Genomic DNA, 16486 nt, shown 5'->3' with positions numbered 1-16486 from the left:
CGGAAGACGCAACTGGATTTATCTGTCTCAGCTCAGACGGCTGGCTTTCTATGCCGCGATTTTTACGTTCGGAATTCTCATCGGACGCTTCATTAGCTTTGTGTTCTAGAGGACATCGATCGACAGCATTCGCGACGAAAATTCGCGAACGCTGCCTGTCGACACACTTGCCAATGAAGTATGGATGGGGAGTGCGAAGCCATGAATCTTACCAAAGGTACAATTGCAGGAGCCATCCTCCTCGCTGCCGGCCTTATGGCGGCATGCGTGAACAAAAAAGATCTGTCTGGCAAAGCGGTCAATAACGGGAGCTTGAATACCCTCGAGAAACCCAAACCCACTGAAGCGGACAGTTCTGCGGAAAAAGGCGTCGACCCTCCTGCGAACATATTGGGGAGCTATCTCCAGTGCACTCAGGTCAATGTACCCTTTGATGCAGATAATGCCAGCACGGTAGGCTGCGCCCTCTATGATGAAAAGACGGCCGTGCGGGTTGATGTGAAGTCCATTGCGTCCAATATCGACTGGCAGTATGAACCTTCCAGCATTGCTGCTGAAGCGATCATTGATATTTATATAGCTGAGAACATGCCCAGCCTTGACTACGATGTCCACTACTCGTTTTCGGGTTTCCCGGGTACTTTTGCCGACCTACTTTCCGCATTCATTATAAAAATGAATGTCACCGACCCTTACGGAAATTTCCAAAGCTACCGCAATTCGACTTTTATGCAAAAGCCGGCAGGCACCGGGAGTGTGGTTTCGACCAATGAAGCTCCTGGTGATGTTATAGGGGGGGGCCTGGGATCATGAAGTACCGCACTCGCGCACTGGTTTCCAACGTTTGCTGCAGTGTCCTGGTCTTGCTGGCTGCTCTCGCGGCCAGCTGCTCCAATTTCCTTGCCGAGCAAAGCATCTCGGTCAGAGGGAAGGGACACTTCAAGGGGAACGATGCATCGGGAGACGTCGAGGTTGGCTCGATTCAGAAAAGCACCACCCAAAAAATTGAACTCAATTTCGCCTTTGACACAATCTGCCCGGAAAGCATTCAGGGCAGGACCTCTCCTGAGACCGACAGGACGGTCCTGGCAATTCTGGACGCTCTTGATGCAAGAAACTGTCAGGAGGCTTCGACTGGTCTGCGAAAGGTGACTGAGCTCGATCTCGCCTTCCGCGCACTGGTGGACTTAAGCCCCTTGAAAGGGTTGCCACCCAATATCAGCAGCCTCGAGCTTTTCGGCAACAGGATTACCGATATCACACCTCTGACTTATACCTTTCTGCGAAAGCTCGGTCTGGGCAATAATCTCATATCCGACCTCGCGCCACTTAAGAAACTTGATCTGGAAAGTCTGAGTATTGGCAACAATCCGGTGAAGGATGTTAGTCTGCTCAATAGTCTGTCCAAGCTTAACTCTCTCGATCTCTCGTCGTCTGACCTGAGCCAGGGTATTAATCTTGCCTCCGATACGATTCGACACCTCAATTTGGGCTTTTGCAATATTCAGGATCTTAATAAAGTCATCCTGCCTCCGAAAATCATCACCCTTGATCTGACCCTGAATCCCATGACGGATATCAGCGCCCTTGGGAAGTACCCATCCTTACGATCGCTTTTGCTCGATAGCGTGCCGGTCACTGATCTGACGGCCCTCGGCAATATTCCGGACCTTGTAAACATTGGCATGTTTGATGTCGCGGCAACCGATCTGACTCCTTTGAACCGTCTTAGGAAGCTCGAGCAATTCAGCTTCCGGTCCACGTCCGATGCGCCCACCATCGATTTTTCACCACTGAGAGGCATCACGACCTTCAAGCGGATCTTTGTAAGCGAATCCAGGTTCACTGATCTGTCGGTTCTTGGCGGTTCACCCAACGTGGAATTGCTTCGTGTCCTGAACAGCTCGATCACCGATATATCAATACTGAACCAATTCACCAAAGTTCGCGGAGTGGATCTTGGCGGTTCCGTGTCCATGACCAATATCAATACGCTGGGTTCGATGCCAAGCGTCGAGGTGTTCAATTGCAGCGGATGCAACCTTTCCGACGTCACATTCATGGCAAATTTTCCAGCTCTTGCGGAGACGTCATTGACGAACAATCCCGTGTCATCCATCGAAGTCCTGAAGACGCTCACGAAACTTCGCAAACTTGAGATTAGCGGGACCTCTGTCACGGATTTAAGCCCTTTGAATATGCTCCCGAACCTCAAGGAGATCGATCTCAGCGCCCTTCCCTCCGGGATCCTGCGGCAAATAACAAGTCCTCAGAGATTCAAGACCTTAAAATTCTCAGCTTCCAATATAACTGATTTGAAGGGAATGGAAGTCTTTTCGGGACTGGAAGCCCTGGATATCTCGAGCAACCAGATAACCGATCTCACTCCCATCGCGAGCCTTCCCCTGATTGAGCTCATTGTAGATAGCAATCCGCTGGCCAACGTGGTGCCGCTCTCCTCCATCAAGAATCTGCAGAAGCTTGATCTGAGCAATACCCAGGTCCAGGATCTCGGGCCGCTGAAAGGTCTTCGCCTCAAAAGCCTCTTTGCGTTTAGCATTCCTTTGGGCACAACAGTTCAAAAAACGCCCAATAACTGCCCGGCCGAACTCGGAATCGCTTATCCATTGAAGCGTTTCTGCCAGACCCCTTGAAAAGAGGACGAGCGTGGATTCACGCTCAGAGAGCGTCGTGCTCAGTTTAGGCACAGCGGTCCAGTGATTGAGGGGTTGATGGGATCGGTATTGAGGCAGATCAGTTCCTTCCCAATACCAATCCGATGTTGAGCAAAGATGGCGCTGGCCACCCTTTCAGGAAGACTACTGACACTGATACGAGGTGATATCTTCAATATTCCAGGCTTCGAACGACCCAATGTCTGAACTTGCCAGATCCGCGACCTGCAGCTGCCATTTGCCATTCAAAGGTTCACCCAAAATTTTACTGAGGCTTTCTTTCGGCAAAAGCGTGGTCGGATAGGTCCCGATGATATCATCCGCACCAATACCCGCACGGTCATGCAGGATGACCTGTTTGCCGGATGGGCTGATCAAGGTCACCTTGAGGTCACCACGATAAGGATGCTTCACGCGAAGGCCGACCTTGAACTGATCCGATACAGTTCCACCTTCGGACACATCGATCGCATCCACAAATCCTTTGGCATCGGCATCAGGAATACTTGCATTCGGGCTGGAGCTGAGGGATACACCCTGAGCCTGACCGACCCGCAGCTCAACCGGAAAGCTGACACTCAATTCGTCGTACTGCAGAGTGAGCTGAAGTTTAAGAACCGCACCACACGTGGCATCCGTTTTAACTTTGATACGCAAGGGCATCGCATTGCTGCCGGATTGTCCTGGCTCCAGATTGGGAAATTCACTGGTGCCTACGACGACGTTCACTTGATTATCGGTGCTGCTGAGTATCCCCTGCACATGAGTCGCGACCAAAGTTCCCGAGTTTTTCACGGTGAAACTCAGTTCCACTTCTTCACCAGGGATGATCACTCCGTTGTCGTTGGCGTCCTGAGCTTGAGTCAGATTCGCCGTGAGGATGGCATGGGGTTCTTCGATAATGTTATGCCGCAGAAAATTTTCCTTGAAGACGCGAGCGTGAGGACCGTTGCCATAGAGCTGCTGCGCCGTCAGGATAATGGCTTGCGCCATGTCCCGCATGGTCACCTCACCGCCCAAACCAAATTGAGCCTGCAGAATGATAGTGTCCACTTCCTCGCGCGGCACACCCAGGGCTTTCAAAGCCAGGAGCGACTGGAACAGCGGCGTGGACCAGAGTTCATCCGACTGGAAACCACCAGGAATGGTCATATGAGCTGAATAATGCCGGGTCGGATCAAAGCGAGCGGCTGTGGCGTTCAGAATACGGCCGGGCCAGCAGGGGCTGCCTTCACCGTGCCCATCCCAGCTGTAGATGAGATTGGGAAAAAACTGCGAACCCTGGCTGGTGCTAACGCTATAGGAAGCCGCCCAGTAGTCACCAAAACCTTCACCAATAGCGCCGGTGTCGCCTCCATTCCAGCTGGGGTTGATGCCGAAATGAATCGCATGACCATATTCATGCAGGATGACATCGGTATCTTCATTATCATCCACGCAGCCATGACCAAAAGAAAGGCGGTTGGTGCTGGGCTGGAAATACGAATTGTCATCACCATTCACGCCATCGCTATCCACTTCGATAGGCAGAGACTGAATCCCACGCGTGCCGACAAATCCAAGCGATTGCATATAGCGCTGGCTTTGATCGATATGATAGTAGGTCATCGCATCATTGAAGGCATTGTTGCCACGTGATGCCGTCCATTGTCCATCGCTGGTGGTGCTGGGTGCCGCCGTAGGAGGATCCCAGTCCAGGATTTTAACCCAGGGGCCTTCCAATTTATAAGCCGTGCCGTCGAAGCTAATATCCTTCAATTCACGCTGAAAATAGGCACTCTCGAAGACATCCGCACCCGATGTATCCTGCAAAGAGTTATTCATAAGGCTCGTCCGTGGATCCGGATCAAAAACCTTCGCCTGACCGTTGGCCGGGGTCGGCACGGCTTCCTGACGAAGTTTTTCCTGAGAGCTCTGCCATTCCGCAAAGGCCTGCCGACGATTGGTGAGAGCGCCTTTGGCCAGCATCTGTGGCCGCACGGCCCAGGGCTTGTGGCTGATGCGCTGATCTTCATGGCGCAGAATTTTACCCGATTCCGCATCGACATAAACCCGCCAGGCTCCATAGGGAGCTGTCGTACTCAAGTCCACACGGTAAACAGCGCGCAGAGTTTCACCTTCTGCCAGATACATCAAGGAACCGGCAGGAGCTTCGAAGAGTTTGCCGTGCACACCTAGAAAATTCCAGGCACGATCATAAGCATGATCCAGTACCAGGCGGCGGCTATTGCGGGCCAGGGTCATCGGCCGCGGCTGAACGGTGCTATAGACGGTATAGATACGGTTGTCAGCTTTCGCCACGCTGATGATGATTTCGGCGCCTTCAATGGGCACTCCATTCTGGGTCTGGCTGAAACGTAAATGCCAGCCGATCAGACTCTCCTGCTGCTTCTGGAGAGTGATGCCGTAGAGGTCAGGCGTTAAACCAAAATCAGCCGACTGTGCACGCAGGTAGGACCAGGCGGTGGACACAGGATTGTTGGCAGCCAGTGAGACCGGCATGTTGGGGAATATCTGATACTTCACCGTTTGACGTTGATCGCGGTGATACGTGGTGGTCCATTCCTGGGCGGCGAGATCGTGGAAAGGAACCAAAGAGAAACCCAGACTCAACCAGGCAAAGACAGCCCCTGGCGCTGAAAGCAGACCCATGTTTGCTCCGTGTTTTACAGTATTGTGCTACTGTTTTTATTCTAGGAGCTGGATCTGTTGCCGCACAGGGACGAAATCGCCTGGTCAAAATTCCACTTTCTGTCTGGTTTTTTTGGTTTGGGCGCGGGCCTTTTTATTCTCGACCCGGGCGCGCTGCGACCCTTTGGTCGGTTTGGTGGGGCGCCGTATTTTAGGGGGTACGGCGACCGTCAGGATCATGGTCTTGAGTTTTTCCAGGCAGCCTTTGATATTGGCTTCCTGAGCCCGGCTTTCATCGCTGGCAATGACAATGACGCCTTCGGTCGTGAGCTTCGACGCAAAAGTCTTCAGGAAGCGGGCCTTCACATCCCAGGGCAAAGACGGGCTATTGGTCACGTCCCAATGCAGGACAGCCTTGCTGTTGGTTTTATTGACATTCTGTCCACCAGGGCCCGAGCTGCGGGCAAAGCTGATGTCGAATTCTTCGTCAGGTATCACGATCTTACTGTTTACTTCGAGCATGAGATGGGCTCTCCTGGGTGTAGGCGACAGGCCTCCGTTGCTAAGACAGCAAGACTAATGCCAAAAGTCAAGCTCCAGGCAAAGGGACTTGCCCTGCCCCCGGCAAGCATGGGAACCTGGGCCGATGGGTAAAGGAAACCAAATGACTGACGCCTTTTGGAAAACCAAACAAATGGAAGACATGAGTCGTGACGAGTGGGAATCGCTCTGTGACGGCTGCGGCAAATGCTGTCTCTATAAGCTCGAAGATGACGAGACCGGCAAGATCGAATTCACCAACGTGGCCTGCAAATTGCTCGACGCCAAAACCTGTCGGTGCAGCGATTATAAGAATCGCAAAAAGCACGTTCCCGATTGTCAGGTTTTCAATGCGAAGAAAGTTCGCAAGATTCACTGGCTGCCTGCAACCTGCGCCTATCGCCTGCTGGCCGAAGGCAAGGACCTTCCACGCTGGCATCCGCTCGTGAGCGGCAATCCTGCCACCGTGCACAAGGCAGGAGTTTCCGTCCGCAATAAAATTGTGTCGGAAACCCATGCGAAAAATCTCGAAGACTTTGTGGTCGACTGGATTTTTTAACTCAGCTCAAGACGCCCGTTGCTCCGAGCAAAGCCACCACGATCCCCATGATCGATTCACCCGCGATGAAACCGGACGCCACAGGTACCACAAAGCGTTCGCTCATCAGTGTCGATTTCTTTTCCAGGATCAAGGCAATCAAGGCCCCGATGAACATGGCCAGCGAGTTGAAAAATGGCACGATCATCGACAGGCCGAGGCCGGTAGCCGATGGAATGAAACGCGTCGATTTCGGAAACAGCCTTTCCAATATCGGCAGAATAATCCCAACCAGTCCACCGCATAGAATGGCTATCCGAGCTGTGGGATGCAAGGCATCCACACCGGTCGCGAGGAGCTTGGCCACCGCAGCCCAGGTTTGAGCCGCTGGTGCAGGCCATTGGTCCGTCCCGAGCGCGTCCGCAGTGGGGACGAGAATGTAAAACACCGGCACCACCACCAGAGTTCCAACAAAAATACCGAGGAATTGCGCAATAAACTGCTTCCGCGGATTGGCTCCGAGCAAGTAACCGCTTTTCAAATCGGTGAGAAGATCACCGGCCGAACTCGCCGCGCCCGACGTGACGGCTGCTGTCATCAGGTTCGTCGTAATATTGGATGGCGCCAAAGCCCCAAACGTCAGCTGCGTGACTTTGCCCATCGCGCCCATCGGTGTGATATCGGTTTCTCCTGTCGCTCGACTGGCGACGATACCCAGGAAAAACGTAAGACCCACGGCCACCAGACCCATCCAGATACTGGTATCGAAATAATAATAGAGAAGCGCAACACAACCCAGAGAGGCGCAGGCGAACCCAATCGCAAACCAGGATGTTGGGACTTCAATGGCGCTGATGGCATCGTTTACGGCTTGGGTTTTGCTGGCGAAAAGTTTGGTCATCCCTTTCAGGGCGCGTTGGATCGTGCGCCACTGCATAAAGAAAGCCGTCAGACCCGAGGTGACCATCAACGCGGCCCCACCCCATGTGCTCCAGCCGACGATACTGCGATATCCAAGTTTGCTGGCGTCGATCGCACCCGCATCCAACATCATGGGAGCCAGGATCATATAGTTGATGACAGCGCCCAGCAGCAGCGACCACGCCACGCGCCAGCCGACGATCGCACCGGCGGCCATCATCACGGTGCTCATTTCAAACGAGACTGTCCACTTGCTTAAAGCAAATCCGCGAATGGTCCCTGGCAAATCCAGATGCCCTGGAATCGCAAAGGGCTTGCCTGCATCGCGAAACCAGGCAAGCGCGGCTCCAATCACGGCGGCAACACCCAAAGCTCGGGCTTTTATCGACGCTTCCGCACCGGTGGCATGTAAACTCTTTAAGGTCTCCGCCGCAGCCACACCACTGGGAAACCGCAACTGCTCAATGTTGATCAACTGGCGTTTCAGAGGGATCGCCATGAAAACCCCGAGCGCGGCGACAAAGAAAATAAAAATCATCAGAGCACCGATAGGCAGATGCCTGCCATTGATGATCAGATAGGCCGCGATCGCAGAAACCATCACTGACCCAGTGGAATAACCTGCCGATGAAGCCGTGGACTGCATGCAGTTGTTTTCCAGGATCGACATTTCCGTTTTGAAAAGCCGCGGAAAGGCGGCCATCAGAGTTTTATAAATGGAAAATGATAGCACACAGGCCGTGATGGCCACACCCAGGGACCAGCCGGTTTTGAGGCCGACATAGAGGTTGGAAAGGGACATGAAGGCACCGAGTAGCGCCCCCATCAGCACGGCGCGTAGCGTGAGCTGGGGAACTTTATCGCCCTGATAAACCTTCTTAAACCACTCAATTTCGTTAGGCTCGCGTCCCTCGAAACCTTCTTGAACTTTGACTTTAGACGCCTTAGCCAAGGTGCACGCCCCCTTTTTCTACATAATAATCGTAGTTGCCTTCATAAACGCGCAGTTCACCGTCGCGGATTTCAAAGACCCGATTGGCAACGGCCCTGAGAAAGTGCCGGTCGTGACTGACGACCAGAACCGTTCCATCGAATTCCTGAACGGCTTTCAAAAGGACTTCACGCGATTCAATATCAAGGTGGTTGGTCGGCTCATCGAGCACCAAAAAATTCAGCGGACTGGCCAGGATCAAAGCAAGCAGAACACGGCTGCGCTCCCCACCGGATAGCACCGCGATCTTTTTATGGACATCATCACCGCTGAAAAGGAAGGCCCCGAGCAGGTTACGAATGAAACCGATGGTGGCATCGGGCAAACGCGAACTGATTTCCTCAAAGATCGTGCTGTTGGGATTCAAAAGGTCAAGGGCATGCTGGCTGAAATAACCCACACGCACGCTGGGGCCGATGGCGACAGCACCCTGGGTGGGATCGGTTTCACCGACAATGGTTTTCAGCAGCGTGGATTTTCCCGCGCCGTTGACTCCGGTGAGTGCGATCTTGTTCAGCCGTTGAATCACGCCGGAAACACCGCGGAACACCTGTCTTTGTGTTCCATCCTCGCGGGTCCAGACCTTGCTCAAATCAGTAAGGCGCGCCACGTCATTGCCCGAGCGCGGAGGTGAGGGAAACGTAAAGTCGATCGTTCGTGTTTCAGGTGGTGCTTCCAGGCGATCGATCTTTTCCAGTTTTTTCACCCGTGACTGCACCTGGGCCGCATGGGAGGCTCGCGCGGCAAAGCGGGCAATAAAGTCCTCTTCCTTGGCCAGCATTTCCTGCTGACGTCGATGGGCGGCCGCCTGTTGCTCACGGCGCTGCTCACGTTCGCGCAAATAAAATTCATAGTTGCCGGAATAAACAGTCACCTGCTTATGGGCGATCTCAACGATGCGATTGACCAGGCGATTCATAAATTCCCGATCATGGCTCGTCATCATGATCGCGCCCTTGTACGACTGAAGCCACTCCTCCAGCCACACAATCGATTCAATATCCAAATGGTTGGTGGGTTCGTCCATCAGCAGCACATCCGGCTGCAGGGTCAAAATCCCCGCCAAGGCAATCCGCATTTTCCAGCCACCGCTGAACTGCTCTACCGAACGGTTGTAATCATTCGGTCCGATGCCAAGTCCCGTCAGCACCGCCTGGGCGCGCGATTCGAGATCGTAGCCATCGCGCTGCTGAAATTCCATCTGCGCATCACCATAGCGTTCCATCAGCTGGTTGAACGCATCCGGGTCCATTTCCGATGTGGCACCTGAAGCCAGTTGCGCCTCGACCTCAGCGATAAAGGCTCCCAGCTCCGACACCCGGCCGCAGCTGGCCATGACCTGTTCCAAAGCCGAACGCCCACGCATTTCGCCCACATCCTGCGAAAAATAGCCAACCACGGTATTGGGCGGGATGGTGATGGAGCCTGCGTCGGGATGATCCTCTTTCATGATCAGGCGAAAAATAGTGGTCTTGCCTGCCCCATTGGGACCAACCAAGCCAATTCGATCGCCTTCGCGAATCATAATCGATGCGTTTTCATAGAGGACCCGCTGTCCATGCCGTTTGGTCAAGTTTGTCAGATGTATCATGTGTCGGAGACTCGTCCTGGTGTTTTTACGGACCGCGAGCATATCGCGTTTAACCAGGGAGAGCCAGAATCTTCCATCCGGATCAGGCGAAATCACGATCGATGATGGAGGTTAAGGCGGTTTCCAGAAATTCAATCTGAGCCACCAGCTCCTGACCTTTGCCTCGACTTTGCTGCGGCAAAAGCAGGCGTTGATCAAACCAGCCGGTGAGCAGCTCCATCGACATGCGTAGGCGTCCTTCAGACAGACCGTCCTTGCCCATGCTGAACAGCCGACCCTCGAGCAGGTATTCCTTCAGATCCTGGCGGAATTCGCCGTCCAGGGTCCACAGCAAAGGATTGCGACCATAGAGATGCAGGGCCTTGCGGATCGGTGTCGCCATATCCCCGTACACGAGTTGATAGGCTTTGATCAGACTCTGCACGGCCAGCTGCTGATGACGAATATTGGTGAAGTTGCCAAGCGCTGTTTGCAAGCGTTGGAAGAGTTCCGCCGCCAGGTCCTCATAGGAAACCTGTTCGGTTTGTTCATGCGTGGAGTGAAGAACCGTGCGCAGGTCGCGATGAAAGGAGTCAGGATTTTCCTGGCGAACTCTTAAGCGCTCAATCTCGTCGCGAATGACCACGGCCTGATTTTTTTTGCCGAGCTTTTCAAAGCAGTTTAGGGTGAGCTGCAGGGCTCCGATTTCCTCGTCGATCGAGGCGCCATGGTTTCGCGTTCTTTGCAGAAAGCGATAACAGGACTGCAGGGCCGCATGCGGATTGGCTTCCAAAAGTATATGCGTAAGCCGGACCATCGCTTTGTGGCGAACCTCTGGCTTTGTTTCCATAATCAGCACCAAAAAGCGTTCGACCAGCACTTCGCTGGAAGGCTTTTTCTGGATATGCCCCAGGAATTCTTCGATCCCCGGGTTGTTTCCCGCGGTCAGTTGCATCCTCTAACTCCGTCTCTATGAGTCCCACAATTTTATCGGCTGATTGGGTCAAAACATTAAGATGAAGCCAATTATTCTGGATTCCAGAGGGGTTGGGCGAGGAATTACGAGGGGTAAAAGGGGCCCCGAAGAGCCCTTTTTAAAGAAAGTTCAGTGGTAGAGAGCGTGCCTTTGTTCGGTGATATCCGCACGTTCCAGATATTCCGTATAAGGCATTTCGCGGTCGATAACGCCTTTCGGTGTCAGCTCGATAATGCGCGTGGCCATCGATTCCACCGTTTCCCGATCCTGAGAAATCATCAGAATCGTGCCCTTATAGGCCTTTAAACCATTGTTCAGGGAGGTAATCGATTCCAGATCCAAATGGTTGGTCGGCTCATCCAGGAGCAGCACATTGGGCTGCATCATCATCATGCGGGACAGGAGGCAACGCACCTTCTCGCCCCCGGACAGGACCCGGGTTTCCTTGAAGACTTCCGGGCCGCTGAAGAGCATTTTGCCAAGGAATCCGCGCAGAAACTCCTCTTCCGCCTCGGACGGCTTGGTCGCATTGCGCCGCAGCCATTCGATAAGGCTCAGGTTCTCATGGAAAAAGGCCTCATGATCCTTGGGAAAATAGCCGCGCTTCGTCGTCACACCCCAGCTGAACTCGCCGGCATCTGCTGCTTTTTCACCCGCCAGGATCTGCAGAAGGAGAGAAGCCGGTTGGGTATCGCGACCCACGAAAGCGATCTTCTCGCCCTTTTCCACCTGAAAACTCAGATTCCTGAAAAACGTCTTGCCGTCCAAAGAACCGGTGAGATTCTTGACGTCGAGCAGCTGCTTGCCGGCTTCCCGTTCCTGCTGGAAATGGATATGCGGATAACGCCGCGATGAAGGTTTGATTTCGTCGATATTCAGCTTATCGAGCAGCTTTTTCCGGGACGTGGCCTGGCTGGACTTCGAAGCGTTGGCCGAGAAGCGCTCGACGAAGGATTTGAGTTCCTTGATCTTGTCCTCGGTTTTGCGATTCTGATCCTGCTTTTGCTTCAGGGCCAGCTGGCTTGCTTCATACCAGAAGCTATAGTTACCGGTATAAAGCGAGATCTGATTGAAATCCAGATCGGCGATATGCGTCGATACCTTGTCGAGAAAGTGGCGATCATGCGAAACCACGATCACGGTGTTCTTGAATTCGCAGAGGAATTCTTCCAGCCACATGATCGAATCGATATCGAGGTTGTTGGTAGGTTCGTCCAGCAGCAGCACATCGGGATTACCGAAAATGGCCTGGGCCAGCAATACGCGGACCTTCATCCCTGCTTCGAGCTCGCGCATCAAGAGAGTGTGCAAAGATGTGGGCACACCCAGGGACTCGAGCATGCCGCCGGCCTGGCTTTCGGCATCATAGCCGCCCAGATCGGCAAACCGATGTTCGAGCTCGGCGGCCCGATAGCCGTCCTCTTCAGAAAAATCCGGCTTCTGATAGAGCTCGTCCTTTTCCTTCATGATATCGAAAAGCTCGCGGTTGCCCATCAAAACGGTTTTGATGACCTCGACCTCTTCGAATTCGAAATGATTTTGCTTGAGAACCGCCACGCGTGAGCCCGGAGGGACTATGACTTCGCCGCGGTCGGGTTTGATTTCACCGGATAAGATCTTGAGGAAAGTGGATTTTCCTGCACCGTTGGCACCGATCAGGCCATAGCAATGACCCGGGTGGAATTTAATACTGACATCCTGGAATAGAAACCTTTGGCTAAAAGCCAGGGAGACTTGATTGGTGCTGATCATGTAACAAAGTCCATAAGATGAGGTTCCCGAAGGCGCCTACAGTAATTCATGGACATGCTTTTGGCTAGCACAGAATACTCAAGTCTTTCCCAGGGCTTAAGGCCGGCCGGCAAGACTGTGAGGCAGTTGGGAGACAAGGCGCAGAGACTGCTGGGGCAGGCCTCGCTCCAAAGCATCCCATTGCCGACGAACGATTTCCGTCATATCGCTGTTCGCAGCATGCCGCTGCCAGACCGCTTCACCGAAAATGCGCCAGGCTTCAGGACTGCGTTCCACCTGAAGGCCTGAAAGCCTTGCCGCCAGGTTATTCCAATCAAATAGCAGATAATCCTTTTCCGGTTCCAGGAGCGAACCGCGCACGCCGAATTCAGTCGAAAGAATGGGCAGGCGTGCGGCGAGATATTCAAAGATTTTCACATTGCTGCCGGATCCGCGCACAACCGGATTGATAGCAAAGTCGGCCGCTTGAAAATAAGGCAGAACGGAAGGCACAAACCCTGTGGCCATTATGAGCGACGCACGCGACGCCGGCGCCACCGAACCCAGAATCAGAAATTTCACAGCCGAATTTTGCAAAGCCTCGGCGTGCTTTTGCACAAAGTCCTGCAGCTGGGCGACCGCTTCCATATTGGGTGCATAGCGACTGCCGCTGAAGAGGATGACCCGATCCTGGGCCGTAAATCCCAGCTCTTCCCGTATGGCCGCGCGAACGCCCGCATCAGGAGCATAAAGAGCCGCATCAATTCCATTTGGGACGAGTTGAATCGGAATGGAGGTACGATTATGCGCCTGGAAGAAGTCATAGTCTTCTGTGGAACAAGCCAGGATTCCATCATAACGTTTGGACGCAGTTTGTTCCCATTGCAAAAGAACCGGTGCAAACAGATGCCGATCACGAAAGCCACCCTGTTCCAGAAGTCGGTATTCCAGATTGTGACTCAGCAGGACCCACGGTTTCGCCCGCCAGGGTCCGGGTATTGGTGGTACAAAAGGCAGATCACAGATGATGCAATCAGCCCATTGCAGTCGGTCACGCAAGGTTGCAGGGATCAGGCCGGAGGCGATTATGGGATACTGCCATAGACGGGGCAAACCGAGGCGACGGGCCAGAGTTTGAGCCAGACCAAGGGGCAGGGAAAGGTTGATTTCTTCCACCAGACCTGGTTCCAGGTTTTGCTGCAAAAGTTTGGGGCCGTTCCGGTAATCTTCCTTGCGACCGGCAAGGCTGTAGATGCAAACTTCAAAACCAAGTCGGGCCAAGGCTTTGGCAAAATTCCCACTCCGCAGATGTCCACCCGCTTGATTCGGGAAGAGTCGTAATCCACTGAGTATCAAAACTTTCTGAATACGTTTCAAAGGCCCCTCCAATCCACACAACTTATACCACAACGGCTCCGCAGGGGGCGGCACAGAGTAAAGAGCAAGGGTCCTGCCAGGATTTCTGGTTCCAGCGTTAAAAATTTATTGAATATTCCCCGTGTGTTAAAAAGGCACGCAACGGGGTTTCAGTCCCAAACCGTCAGATTTTTTGACAGGAGTCGCTGGACCGACCGAAGTGAAGGGCCTTGAGCCGCGTCTTCACCGAACTGGAAATTCCCTGTCGAGCCTCGCTTTTGTCCTGTGTTAGGGTAAAGGCCACGTTCTCGTCGATAGGGTGGAATATGCGTACAAAAGTCTTGATCACTGGTCAGCTTCATAACGTGGCGTTGGAAGGTTTTAGTCAGATCGAAGGGCTTGAGATCGTTTACAAGCCGGACGTGGTCTTTGAAGACCTGGTTTCCGATTTGGCCAACACTCATGTGCTGGTTTCTCGCAGTGAAACCAATGTGGATCGCCGACTGATCGACGTGTCCCCTCAACTCAAAGTGATTGCACGCGCCGCGGTGGGCGTTGGCAACATCGACCTGGAATATGCCACCGAGCGCGGTATTCTCGTCCTCAACACCCCTGGCAAGAACACCAATTCAGCCGCTGAGCTCACACTCGGTTTGATGCTGGCCATGCTCCGCAAGATTCCAGAAGCCCAAAATAAAGTCAAAGCCGGGGGCTGGGATCGCCATCAATACAGCGGCTACGAATTAAAGGGTAAAAAAGTCGGCATCGTCGGTCTCGGCAACGTCGGGCATCGTGTGGCCCGTTTCTGTCGAAGCTTCGACTGTGAAGTTTATGCATATGATCCTTATATTTCACCCAACGTCTTTTCCAATCATAATGCGACTCCAGTGGGCTCGCTGCTGGAATTGGCCGAAATCGTCGACATCCTGACTCTGCATGTGCCGAAGAACAAGGAAACCACGCTGATGGTGGATCGCGCTGTTCTGCAGGCTCTGGGACCGAGAGGTTATTTCGTCAATGCCGCGCGCGGAGGCGTGGTCGATGAGAAGGACCTGCTTTGGGCTTTGGACTCGCATGTGATCGCTGGGGCCGCCATCGATACCTTTGAAAAAGAACCTGGACCTTGGATGGAGCTCGTCAAACATCCCAATGTCTACTGCACGCCGCATATCGGGGCCTCCACGGAAGAGGCTCAGATCGCTATCGGTCAGACCATTGTGGAACAGGTTCGTAAGGCCATTGAAGGCGGTGTAGTCGATTATCATGTGAACCTGCCTCAGGTCGGTGTGATCGATAAGCCGATTTTGAAAGCGTACTCAACGCTCGCGGAAAAATTGGGTTCCATCGTGGGCCAGGTGCTCGATTTCAACCCCAAAACCGTGCAGCTGCAGTATCGCGGTGATATCGCCGAGCTGGATAATTCCATCCTGCGCCTGAGCTGGATGAAGGGTTTTGCGACCAAGGTCGTCGATGACTACGTGTCCTTTGTGAACGTCAACAAACACATCGATCGGCTGGGCATCGAAGTCAGTGAAAGCATCGACCCGAGCTTCACGAGCTACAATTCCGCATTGAAGATTATTGTCCGTGGCGCGCAGGGTCAGCAGATCACCGTCGGTGGCGTTGTGTTTGAAGATCGGCATATTCGTCTGACCCTCTACAATGATTTTCACTTTGAAGTGGAACCCACGGGTTATCTGCTCCTGATCGAAAACCATGACCGTCCCGGTGTGATTGGAGATGTGGGTCACTACCTGGCCCGTGGTAACATCAACATCAGTTCCTTTAACCTGAGCCGTAACAAAAAAGGCGGTCGCGCGATGGCCATTGTCACTGTCGATAGCCAGATACCGGTCCCGCACCTGAAGCAGCTGAAGGAACTCCCCAACGTGGAAAGCGCCAAGGCCCTCTTCCTATGAGTAACGAGGAATTGAAAAATCCGCTGACCCGCGAAGGCTGGCAGCGGATTGCCGAAGAGCACCGCCAGCTGCTCGAAGTGGAACGGCCGCGTATTGTTGAAAACATGGCCACAGCCGCTGCCGAGGGTGATCGCTCGGAAAACGCGGAGTACATCTATAGCCGCAAACGTATGCGTGAAATTGACAAGCGGCTTCGTTATCTGACCGGGCTTCTCAAGGATGCCCAGATCGTCGACCCACGCAATATTCGCAGCAGCAGCATCGAATTTGGCGCCACCTTTGTGATTGAGGATGCGGAAGGTCAGACACGCGAATGGACCATCGTCGGAGTTGGTGAGTCAGATGCGGATAAAGGGACCATATCCTGGAAATCCCCTCTGGCAAGGGCTGTATGGGGCAAGAAGATCGGCCAAGTAGTCACTGTACAACGCCCGATGGGCGATGCAGATTATGAGATACGGGATATTCATTACGCCGGACGTCGGGTGGAATAGAACGCGTCTGTTGGATTTTTCGAACAGAGTCACTTGCCATAGTCTGTCATCACGGCTTCAAAACCTCTGAATTCTGGCCTTTCTGACCACTTTTTCCCCCTTCCTCGATGGAATGAGTTTTGCTCTTCACGGATTCGTCACCGT

Annotated in this window: 12 protein-coding genes; 5 read left to right on the top strand and 7 right to left on the bottom strand. The window is 53.3% G+C overall.

Translation table 11 applies throughout. The annotated features are described in order from the left end of the window. Nucleotides 1-201: 201 nt before the first annotated feature. Together VE954_RS25935 and VE954_RS25930 are read left to right on the top strand one after the other, a co-directional pair. On the top strand, nt 202-813 hold the full coding sequence (locus VE954_RS25935) for a hypothetical protein (RefSeq protein WP_324958327.1): 612 nt from the start codon (nt 202-204) through the stop codon (nt 811-813). Next, nucleotides 810-2654 (top strand): leucine-rich repeat domain-containing protein, encoded by a 1845-nt coding sequence (locus VE954_RS25930; protein ID WP_324958325.1) that lies wholly within the window; start codon nt 810-812, stop codon nt 2652-2654. The genes VE954_RS25935 and VE954_RS25930 overlap by 4 nt, the downstream gene beginning before the upstream one ends. 165 nt (nt 2655-2819) lie before the next feature. On the opposite strand, the gene VE954_RS25925 is transcribed toward VE954_RS25930, so the two are convergent. Together VE954_RS25925 and arfB are read right to left on the bottom strand one after the other, a co-directional pair. Continuing rightward, the gene (locus VE954_RS25925) at nt 2820-5327 is read right to left on the bottom strand and encodes a proprotein convertase P-domain-containing protein (protein WP_324958323.1); all 2508 of its coding nucleotides are present in this window, start codon (nt 5325-5327) and stop codon (nt 2820-2822) included. Between the two features lie 84 nt (nt 5328-5411). Continuing rightward, nucleotides 5412-5828 carry an alternative ribosome rescue aminoacyl-tRNA hydrolase ArfB gene (gene arfB, locus VE954_RS25920; protein WP_324958321.1) on the bottom strand — a complete coding sequence of 139 codons (417 nt, stop codon included), beginning with the start codon at nt 5826-5828 and terminating at the stop codon, nt 5412-5414. 142 nt (nt 5829-5970) lie between these two features. Here arfB and VE954_RS25915 point away from each other — a divergent pair, with 142 nt between their 5' ends. Continuing rightward, on the top strand, nt 5971-6405 hold the full coding sequence (locus VE954_RS25915; RefSeq protein WP_324958319.1) for a YcgN family cysteine cluster protein: 435 nt from the start codon (nt 5971-5973) through the stop codon (nt 6403-6405). Between the two features lies 1 nt (nt 6406). On the opposite strand, the gene VE954_RS25910 is transcribed toward VE954_RS25915, so the two are convergent. The 5 genes from VE954_RS25910 to VE954_RS25890 form a co-directional block, all read right to left on the bottom strand. Then, nucleotides 6407-8257, bottom strand: a complete 1851-nt coding sequence (locus VE954_RS25910) for an OPT family oligopeptide transporter (protein ID WP_324958317.1) — start codon at nt 8255-8257, stop codon at nt 6407-6409. Continuing rightward, nucleotides 8250-9887, bottom strand: a complete 1638-nt coding sequence (locus VE954_RS25905; protein ID WP_324958315.1) for an ABC-F family ATP-binding cassette domain-containing protein — start codon at nt 9885-9887, stop codon at nt 8250-8252. Before VE954_RS25905 ends, VE954_RS25910 begins: the two co-directional genes overlap by 8 nt. An 82-nt stretch (nt 9888-9969) precedes the next feature. After that, a complete protein-coding gene (locus tag VE954_RS25900) occupies nt 9970-10821 on the bottom strand; it encodes a hypothetical protein (RefSeq protein WP_324958313.1) in 852 nt (283 codons plus the stop codon). Between the two features lie 150 nt (nt 10822-10971). Next, nucleotides 10972-12594 carry an ABC-F family ATP-binding cassette domain-containing protein gene (locus VE954_RS25895; RefSeq protein ID WP_324958311.1) on the bottom strand — a complete coding sequence of 541 codons (1623 nt, stop codon included), beginning with the start codon at nt 12592-12594 and terminating at the stop codon, nt 10972-10974. Nucleotides 12595-12690: 96 nt separating this feature from the next. Continuing rightward, nucleotides 12691-13950, bottom strand: a complete 1260-nt coding sequence (locus VE954_RS25890; protein WP_324958310.1) for a glycosyltransferase — start codon at nt 13948-13950, stop codon at nt 12691-12693. A 305-nt stretch (nt 13951-14255) separates the two neighbouring features. Between VE954_RS25890 and serA the strand changes: the two genes are divergently transcribed. Both serA and VE954_RS25880 read left to right on the top strand, forming a co-directional pair. Beyond that, nucleotides 14256-15848 (top strand): phosphoglycerate dehydrogenase, encoded by a 1593-nt coding sequence (gene serA, locus VE954_RS25885; protein WP_324958308.1) that lies wholly within the window; start codon nt 14256-14258, stop codon nt 15846-15848. Further along, on the top strand, nt 15845-16342 hold the full coding sequence (locus tag VE954_RS25880) for a GreA/GreB family elongation factor (RefSeq protein ID WP_324958306.1): 498 nt from the start codon (nt 15845-15847) through the stop codon (nt 16340-16342). The genes serA and VE954_RS25880 overlap by 4 nt, the downstream gene beginning before the upstream one ends. Nucleotides 16343-16486 lie beyond the last annotated feature (144 nt).

Origin of the sequence: Oligoflexus sp. (genome assembly GCF_035638955.1) — a bacterium.
GTDB lineage: Bacteria > Bdellovibrionota_B > Oligoflexia > Oligoflexales > Oligoflexaceae > Oligoflexus.
The sequence above is the reverse complement of the archived record's forward strand: the minus strand, read 5'-3'. Positions and strand labels throughout refer to the sequence as shown.

Bases quoted from the DNA above. Each gene is read 5' to 3' on its own strand.
- VE954_RS25935 (WP_324958327.1), top strand. From the start codon at position 202: ATGAATCTTACCAAAGGTACAATTGCAGGAGCCATCCTCCTCGCTGCC.
- VE954_RS25930 (WP_324958325.1), top strand. From the start codon at position 810: ATGAAGTACCGCACTCGCGCACTGGTTTCCAACGTTTGCTGCAGTGTC.
- VE954_RS25925 (WP_324958323.1), bottom strand. From the start codon at position 5,327: ATGGGTCTGCTTTCAGCGCCAGGGGCTGTCTTTGCCTGGTTGAGTCTG.
- arfB (WP_324958321.1), bottom strand. From the start codon at position 5,828: ATGCTCGAAGTAAACAGTAAGATCGTGATACCTGACGAAGAATTCGAC.
- VE954_RS25915 (WP_324958319.1), top strand. From the start codon at position 5,971: ATGACTGACGCCTTTTGGAAAACCAAACAAATGGAAGACATGAGTCGT.
- VE954_RS25905 (WP_324958315.1), bottom strand. From the start codon at position 9,887: ATGATACATCTGACAAACTTGACCAAACGGCATGGACAGCGGGTCCTC.
- VE954_RS25900 (WP_324958313.1), bottom strand. From the start codon at position 10,821: ATGCAACTGACCGCGGGAAACAACCCGGGGATCGAAGAATTCCTGGGG.
- VE954_RS25895 (WP_324958311.1), bottom strand. From the start codon at position 12,594: ATGATCAGCACCAATCAAGTCTCCCTGGCTTTTAGCCAAAGGTTTCTA.
- serA (WP_324958308.1), top strand. From the start codon at position 14,256: ATGCGTACAAAAGTCTTGATCACTGGTCAGCTTCATAACGTGGCGTTG.
- VE954_RS25880 (WP_324958306.1), top strand. From the start codon at position 15,845: ATGAGTAACGAGGAATTGAAAAATCCGCTGACCCGCGAAGGCTGGCAG.